Below are 7,851 nucleotides of genomic sequence, written 5' to 3' on the forward strand. Positions count from 1 at the left end.
TTTGAAGAACGAAAAGTAACCTTTACCCCGAAGATTGCCGCCGCGCTCTTACAATCCGGCAAGGTAAATGTGAAAAAGCTCTATTCCCCAAAGACGGGCAAGACCTACGACGGAACTATCGTATTGGCTGATACGGGCGGGAAATATGTCAACTACCGGGTGGAGCTTCCGAAGAAAAAATAACTGAATAGCAAGCATAGGAAAAGAGTACCCTTTTCCGTAAAATTCCTGCTTTCTCTACCGAGAACGGCGGGGATTTTTGCTTGTTGGGAAGTTTCCCAAACCCTCTGAAATCTTGAAAAAATATCTAAACTCTTTGGCAAAAACGCGGGCGCGGGGTACTGAATGATGAAACTGGAAAGCGCAGCGTCCGCGCTGCCTTTGGGAAAGGAGGTTACACATGGCAAATTTACGGGACACCGTAAAAGACTATCAAGAAGAATTAAGGGACGGTATCGCTTGGGTGGCGTTTTGGAAAACGGGACGTTCTTGGAACGCGGAATATTTCCACCTTGAAATGGGCGATACTCTCTACCCGGAGGACAGAAGCCGCATGGAAGAAATCAAACAGGCTGACCCTGCCGCCGTTGTGGTAAACGGCTATTATTCCGGCTATCTTGGCGAGGACAGGAACCTTGACGAACTGACCGCCGGGGTGCGCCGCCACTACGAAAACGGATATAGCAATATCGGGGAATTTATCGAAGCCCACGACGACAGGCTGCCGCCGGAGCTTATCGAGGAAGCAAGAGCCGCCGCCCACGCTGCGGGGCTGCCTTTTTCTGAAAAAGCCTACCGGGGCGGCGAAGAACCCGACCCCTATCTATTTGACGGGAGCATGAGCATGGAGGACTACGAGCTTATGCACCGCATGATTGAGAAAGAAAGGAGTGAGCGCATGGAAGAAACGATTTTAAGCGGGTATCTTTCTAATCTTGGAAAGTACACCGAGGGCAGACCTGCGGGCGAATGGGTATCATTCCCCACAACTGCTGAACATTTGAAAGAAGTCTTTGACCGTATCGGGATAGACGGCAAAAACTACGGGGAGCTGCACATCACAGAATATCAGTCCTCTATTCCGGGACTGGCAGGGAAATTGACCGAGCTTGAAAGCCTTGACGAACTGAACTATTTGGGCGAGCTTTTGAAAATGCAGTTTGACGACGACCGGGAAAAATTTGCTGCGGCTATCACATACGGCGACCATACAAGGGACTTGCAGGACATTATAAACCTTGCACAAAATCTTGACTGTTACTGGATTTATCCGTCCGTAAAAACCGAGGAAGATTACGGGCATTATCTGATTGAAGAACTGGACGAGTTGGAGCTGCCGGAAGAAGCAAAAAACTATTTTCTCTATGAGGAATACGGGCGGGACGCTGCTATCAATGACGGGGGCAGATTTACCGAGCAGGGATATATCTACAACAACCGCAACACCTTTACACAGTGGTATGACGGACGGGACGTGCCGGAGGAATATCGGGTAACACCGCAGCCGCCAGTACAGGAAAAGGAACAGGCAGACCTTGACGCTGCCGCAGCCATACCGACCACTGCCACAGAGCAGCCCCCGGTTCTCCCGATTATCCTATCTTCCGAAAAGCCCGCCAACAAAATGAAAGAGATTACCGACCGACTGGAACAGGGCATTTTGGGGATTTATGAAAGCGACCGTTACGCCGACTATCTGCGTACTATGTCTAAATTCCATGATTACAGCCTAAACAATACAATCCTTATCGCCATGCAGGGCGGCAACCTTGTAAAAGGCTATAAACAATGGGAAAAGGAATTTGACCGCCATGTAAAGCCGGGGGAAAAAGCTATCAAGATAATTGCGCCCGCGCCCTTTACCGTTAAGAAACAGGTGGAAAAAATCGACCCGGACACGCAAAAGCCTGTTTTCGATAAGAACGGGAAAGCCGTTACCGAGGAAAAGGAAATCCAAATCCCCGCCTTTCGTGTGGTATCTGTTTTTGACGTGTCGCAGACCGAGGGTAAGGAGTTGCCCGACCTTGGGATAAAGGAGCTTACGGGCGACGTGGAACAGTATCAGGATTTTTTCGCTGCCCTTGAAAAAACTTCCCCCTTTGCTATGGGATTTGAAGCACTAAGCGGCAGTATAAAAGGACGCTGCAATTATGAGGAAAAGTGTATTCTCATCAACGAGGGCATGGACGAATTGGAGAATATCAAGACCGCTATCCATGAAATTGCCCATGCGACACTCCATGACATAGACAAAGACGCGCCGGAACGTCCCGACCGCCGCACCCGCGAGGTACAGGCAGAAAGCGTCGCCTATGCCGTTTGCCAACACTACGGGCTTGATACGTCGGACTATTCCTTTGGATATATCGCCGGGTGGAGCAGCGGAAAAGAACTTGCAGAACTGAAAGGCTCTCTTGAAACAATCCGCAGCACCGCCGCAAGTCTGATTGATACCATAGACGGACATTTTGCAGAAATCCAAAAGGCACAGGATAAGGAACAGACCACCGAACAGGCACAGACCCCACAGGAAGCTACCATACAGCCCGAAGCAGAAGCAGCCGCGCCGGAGCTTCCCGAAGAAACAGCCCCGGTACAGGAAAAAGAAGCACAGACCGAGCCGGAAGCTGATACAGGCGCAAGCAGCGAAGCACCACAGCCGGAACAAGCTGCACCCGCCGCACCTTATTACACAATCAACGAAGCTGCCGCCAAACGTGCAAAGGACGCAAACAGTTTTTCCGATTATAAGCAAGGCAGCGCGACGGCTGAATACAGGCACTATGTAGATGAAGCCGTACAGCTTGCAGAAAGGCAGAAACAGCGGGTAGACCCGATGTACCATGAGAAAATCGACAGCCTGCTTGACACCTACGCCCGGAAACTGGCGGCGAACATGAACAAAGGCTATGAGATTGACGCGCGTGTTCCCTCTATCCTCATTGCGGGCGGCTCTAACTTCCCCACAAGGAAGAAAGAAAAGCAGAACGCAGCCCGCGACAGCAATTACCGGGAATGGCAGGACATACAAGGACTTCTTGATAAAATCCGCAGTACCGGCATGGGCGGTATCAGTGCAGACGACCCGCAGGCAGTACAGAAGTTAGAAAAGAAACTGGAAAGCCTTGAAAAATCACAGGAAACCATGAAAGCCGTAAACGCCTATTACCGTAAGCACAAGACCCTTGACGGCTGCCCGCATTTGTTGCCGGAACAGCTTGAAAAATTAAAAGCGGACATGGCGAGCAGTTGGCATTTGGGGGACAAGCCCTTTGCGACTTGGGCGTTATCCAACAACAGCGCGGAAATCCGGCGCGTGAAAGACCGTATCAAATCCCTTTCACAGCAAAAAGAAATCGGTTTTGTGGGTTGGGAATTCGACGGCGGCAAGGTGGAAGCAAACACCGAAGCGAACCGTCTGCAAATCTTCTTTGAGGATAAGCCGGACGAAGCTACGCGGGAAGCCTTAAAAAGCAACGGCTTCCGTTGGTCGCCAAAAGCCGGGGCATGGCAGCGGCAGCTTACCAGTAACGCCTATTATGCGGCTGATTATGTCAAGGCGATTGCACCTCTTACCGGGGAAAAGCCTACCGAGTTACAGCGGGCGCATATCCGGGCGCAAAAGGTAGCTGCACAGGAACAATTCGCACAAGGGCAGCCGGAGCAGGAAGCCCCACAGGATAAAGACACCTTTTCCATTTATCAGATAAAAGGTGGGGACGAAACAAGGGACTTGCGTTTTGAGCCTTACGACCGTCTGATTGTCACAGGACACAGGGTAGACCCAAAAAACTATGCCCTTGTCTATTCCGCAGAGCTTACACCGGGGACTTCCCTTGAAGATATTTACGCCCGCTTTAATATCGACCACCCGAAAGATTTTAAGGGACACAGCCTTTCCGTTTCCGACGTGGTGGTACTTCATCAGAACGGACAGGACACCGCCCACTATGTAGACAGCTTCGGTTATAAGGACGTGCCGGAGTTTTTGCAGCCGGAAAATTATCTGAAAGCTGCCGAACAGACCACCGAGCAGAATTACAACATGATTGACGGGCAGATAAACAACACCCCGACCGCTACGGAACTGGAAGAAAAAGCAAAAGCCGGAGGACAGATTTCCCTTGCAGAATACGCCGAAGCCCTCAAAGCAGAAAAGAAACAGGCAGAGCCGGAGAAAAAGTCCTCTATCCGGGCGCAGCTTAAAGCAGCGAAAGAACAGGCACCGAAGAAACAGGCAAGACAGAAAACACAGGATTTGGAAAGGAGCTGACCTATGAAGTTACAAAAATTTGAAAATGTGGACGTTATTGCTTCCCTTGAAGCCATAATGAAACAGAACACCGCTTTTTATCAGAGCGATTTTGACATAGACAAACAGATTTTGCGGAAAGCGGCGGTAAGCCTTATCCCGGAGGACAAACGGCTTTTGTGGTTTTCCCGCCCGTCCGGGACGTGCTGCTTCCGGGAACGGGACGTTTTTCTAAAGGACACAAGGCAGCATAATACATGGCGGTTTTACGGGGAACAGACCCGCGATACTATCCTTGCCTATGCGGTGGAACTGACAGGCACAGAGCAGGAAAAAATCAAGGGCAATCTTTATGAACTGGATTATTTGCAGCATTTCCGGGAAGTAATCGAAAAATCAATCCCTGCCGACAACTACACGCTGATTTATGAGCATGGGGAGCTGACAAAGCCTGCCGGACAATATTTTGACGGGGACACTGACCCGCAACTTGGAAAGTTTATACGTTTTGAAGCACAGCCAAACGACCCGGAAGCCTTAAAAAGCCTTTTGAGGGAACAGCAGAAAAAACGAACACCTCATACGCAGAGGGATTTTCAGTTACATATCGCCGCCCTGCATGATAGACAGATTGAAATAGAAGCCCGCCGGATTGTGGAAAATGTAAAAGGGCTTGGAGAACCGGACAGCCCCGAAAAGACCCATTGTGCGGTAGAACTTTCTCCCTACTTTGTTCCACTGGCAACGGATAAGGATATGGAACGGCTGCTTTCCATGCTCCCTTACAAAAGCCTTTCCTTATCTACGTTGGAGGGCAGGCATGGCGTTTATGCGCTGATAGATAAAAGCGAGAGGAAGAAAGAGATGAAACAGTCCCCTCCCTCTGTCCGGGCGCAGTTACAAACAGAAAAATCCCCAAAAGTCCCGAAAAAGACAGCAAAATCAAAACATCACGAATTGGAGGTATGAGCATGATTAGACTGACCGTTGAAGAAATGAACCTGTTGAGTATTTACCATGAGGGAAGCAAAGCATAGCTTATGGAAAATATGACGGCTGCGCTGCCGTTCATGGACGAGGATATGCGCCCCTTTGCAGAACGCACCTTACAGAAAATTTCCCCGCTAACAGAAAACGAGTATGCGGAGCTTGCCATTTTCGCCGCTGATGAAGTATGACCGGGGGTAAGCGGCTTACGCCGCCACAGAGCCGAAAAGTCAACAGCCTTGTAAAAAAGGAGTGCTGCAACTGCGAGCGCGGACACTGTATCTTACTGGACGACGGGGAGGAATGTGTCTGCCCGCAGCTCATTTCCTGTTCGCTTTTATGCAAGTGGTTTCAAATTGCCGTACTTCCTCTTGATAAGCTACTGTATGCAGAGCTTTTCAAGACAGAGGACAAAAAGCGTTGTACCGAGTGCGGCACGTTCTTTGTATCAAAATCGAACAGCGTCAAATACTGCCCGGACTGCCGGAAGCGGATTACCCGCAGACAGGCAGCCGAGCGCATGAGGAAACGGCGTGCGGCGGTTACGCGATAAGGGCAAAAAAAGCCTTGATTTACAGGGCATAAATGACGTGAAACTGGCATAGGCGATACAGAATACCTTTTCCCTTAAAATGGGGGTTCTACTGCGTAACATTTTAAAATCAGTACCTATAAAAGAACAGGGTGCGGGAGGTCATTACTGGCTTCCTGCGCCCTGTTCTTTTTGTGTCTGACTGTCTTTATCCTGCATTTCCGGCTTCGGCTGTAATTCTTTTTCTATCCGGTTCCGGTAATGGGTTTTCCTGCGGTAAAAATATTTTGTTACTTCCTGTTCCGGCAGCCATATCCCCGCAGCTTCTATCCGTTCCATAACAGCGGCAACGATTTCCCGGTTGTTGTACTTATGCGGCTCCTGTCCCTTTTCTATCCAAAGACGGCGGTATTCCTCATAAAGCCATGTACTGATAGTTTCTTTCTGCCGTTGCTTCAAATGCCGGAACTGCTTATCTGTCCGCAGCAGCTTCCCGTCTACCTTTTTATGATTTTTTGTCCCGATTTCTTTTTTCCTCTCTTTCCATTTCTTCAAGGGGAAACTGGGGGAGGGCTTCTATCAGCTTCATTGTGATATACTGGCGCATATCTTCATCAATTTCCAGTTTGAATGTTCCGTCCGGCTGACGTTTCTTTACAGTTGCCTGCCTGTCGATTTCGTCCTTGTAGCACATAAGCACCTTTTCCACCGCCCATGTTTCTCCGGTAACGGCGGCGCTTATGGTTTCATAATCGGGTATCGTTTGGTCTGCCATGTTTTCACGCTCCTGTCTATATTGGAATACCTTTATCCTACCACGCTTTTATAGATATTTCTACTGTAAGCGTTCGGTTTCCCTGCCCCGTTCCGGTTCTTTTTCCAGTCTTAAAATACTGTCTATGTTCTGTTTGATAACGTCGTATTCCTTGACCTGTTTTTTCAGCTTGCCATAATCAGTGTAAAGGGCTTCTTTCTGCGCTTGGAGCTTCCCGTATTCTTCCTGCATGGCGGCAAGATTGGGGAGCTTGGTAACGCCCGCCGCTTTCAATGCCTTTGCCGCCGCTTCATGGAGTATCAGACTGCTTTCCTGCTTTGCCCGGTATGTGTCCTTATCCTTTGCCCTGCGGTATGCTTCATAGACGGTTTTTGTTTTTTGGTAGGTGGTAACGTGCTTCATCAGCACCGCCATGTCTGCAAGACGTTTCTCCACGCTCTTTAATGCGTCTGCTGTCTTTTCATTTTCCGCATTTATTTCTTCAATCCGGCTGACTAAATCCGCGTACTGCTCAATCTTGTGTTCTGTCAAGAAATTCATAGTTTTTGCAGCCAGTTTCAGATTATGGATTTTCGCCCACTGTTCATAGCCCCGGCTCTCTTGTGCCTTGATACTACTTTCAATGTCGATAAGCAGCGATACGCCGCGCTGCTCTTTGGGAGCTTTCGCTGCCTTTGTGCGCTTGCCTGCAATCCGTTCTTTGATTGCTTCCTCTGTATAATCTGCACCGAGGGTTTTTAAGCGGGTAAAGCGTTCCTGTCCGGGAGCGCGGCAGGAGATATATTTTCCCGGTTTTATCTCATAGCCCGCCGCCTGTAACCGCTGCAATAATTCTTCAAAACTTGCTACTTGGGGGATAAGTGTATCAACGGCAATTTTTAGCTTGCCTTTCCAACTTGTTCCCGTCTTTTCCGCTTGATATTCTGCATAGCTTTTTCCCTTACTGCCTTTACCCGGAATGACAACGGACAGCCCGTTTTCCCTGCACAGCTTATCACTTATGTTCCGTATGCCGTAGTAACTGCGCCTATTGGAATTGTACTTATGGTAGTCAACAAAGTTGACCGCACAAAAAATGATATGGTTATGGATATGCCCTTTGTCTATGTGGGTAGTCAAGACGTATTCATGCTGTCCCTTTGTTACCGCGTCGGCAAGCTGTTTTCCGATTGTGTGGGCTTTCTCACAGTCCACCTCTCCCGGTTCAAACGATTGTATCAGATGAAAGGCTAAGTTGTTCCCTTTCTGCCGAGCCTGCGACAAAGTATATTCAAACTCAATATCTGCCGTTTCATAGCTGCACCC

Annotated in this window: 6 protein-coding genes and 2 pseudogenes; 5 read left to right on the forward strand and 3 right to left on the reverse strand. The window is 49.1% G+C overall.

Annotated elements, in window-relative coordinates; translation table 11 throughout:
• From DWW13_RS17215 to DWW13_RS17235, 5 genes and pseudogenes are all read left to right on the forward strand, one after another.
• Window positions 1-183: pseudogene (locus tag DWW13_RS17215) on the forward strand (DNA topoisomerase III); the annotation flags it as partial.
• A gap of 217 nt (window positions 184-400) precedes the next feature.
• The gene (locus DWW13_RS17220; RefSeq protein WP_118720693.1) at window positions 401-4,273 is read left to right on the forward strand and encodes an antirestriction protein ArdA; all 3,873 of its coding nucleotides are present in this window, start codon (window positions 401-403) and stop codon (window positions 4,271-4,273) included.
• Between the two features lie 3 nt (window positions 4,274-4,276).
• A complete protein-coding gene (locus tag DWW13_RS17225) occupies window positions 4,277-5,221 on the forward strand; it encodes a hypothetical protein (RefSeq protein WP_015529204.1) in 945 nt (314 codons plus the stop codon).
• Window positions 5,218-5,430: pseudogene (locus DWW13_RS17230) on the forward strand (transposon-transfer assisting family protein). Before DWW13_RS17225 ends, DWW13_RS17230 begins: the two are co-directional and overlap by 4 nt.
• Window positions 5,427-5,792, forward strand: a complete 366-nt coding sequence (locus tag DWW13_RS17235; protein ID WP_005933796.1) for a cysteine-rich VLP domain-containing protein — start codon at window positions 5,427-5,429, stop codon at window positions 5,790-5,792. The pseudogene DWW13_RS17230 and the gene DWW13_RS17235 overlap by 4 nt, the downstream one beginning before the upstream one ends.
• A gap of 144 nt (window positions 5,793-5,936) precedes the next feature.
• Here DWW13_RS17235 and DWW13_RS17240 read toward each other — a convergent pair whose 3' ends face one another.
• The 3 genes from DWW13_RS17240 to DWW13_RS17250 all read right to left on the reverse strand — a co-directional run.
• Window positions 5,937-6,230 carry a hypothetical protein gene (locus tag DWW13_RS17240; protein ID WP_025579757.1) on the reverse strand — a complete coding sequence of 98 codons (294 nt, stop codon included), beginning with the start codon at window positions 6,228-6,230 and terminating at the stop codon, window positions 5,937-5,939.
• A gap of 46 nt (window positions 6,231-6,276) precedes the next feature.
• Window positions 6,277-6,546, reverse strand: coding sequence for a helix-turn-helix domain-containing protein (locus tag DWW13_RS17245; protein WP_015529202.1), 270 nt, complete (start codon window positions 6,544-6,546; stop codon window positions 6,277-6,279).
• Between the two features lie 60 nt (window positions 6,547-6,606).
• A partial coding sequence (locus DWW13_RS17250) for a relaxase/mobilization nuclease domain-containing protein (protein ID WP_118720695.1) occupies window positions 6,607-7,851 on the reverse strand: 1,245 nt, incomplete at its 5' end.

The organism is Blautia sp. AF14-40, assembly GCF_003479665.1.
Taxonomy (GTDB): domain Bacteria; phylum Bacillota; class Clostridia; order Lachnospirales; family Lachnospiraceae; genus Fusicatenibacter; species Fusicatenibacter saccharivorans.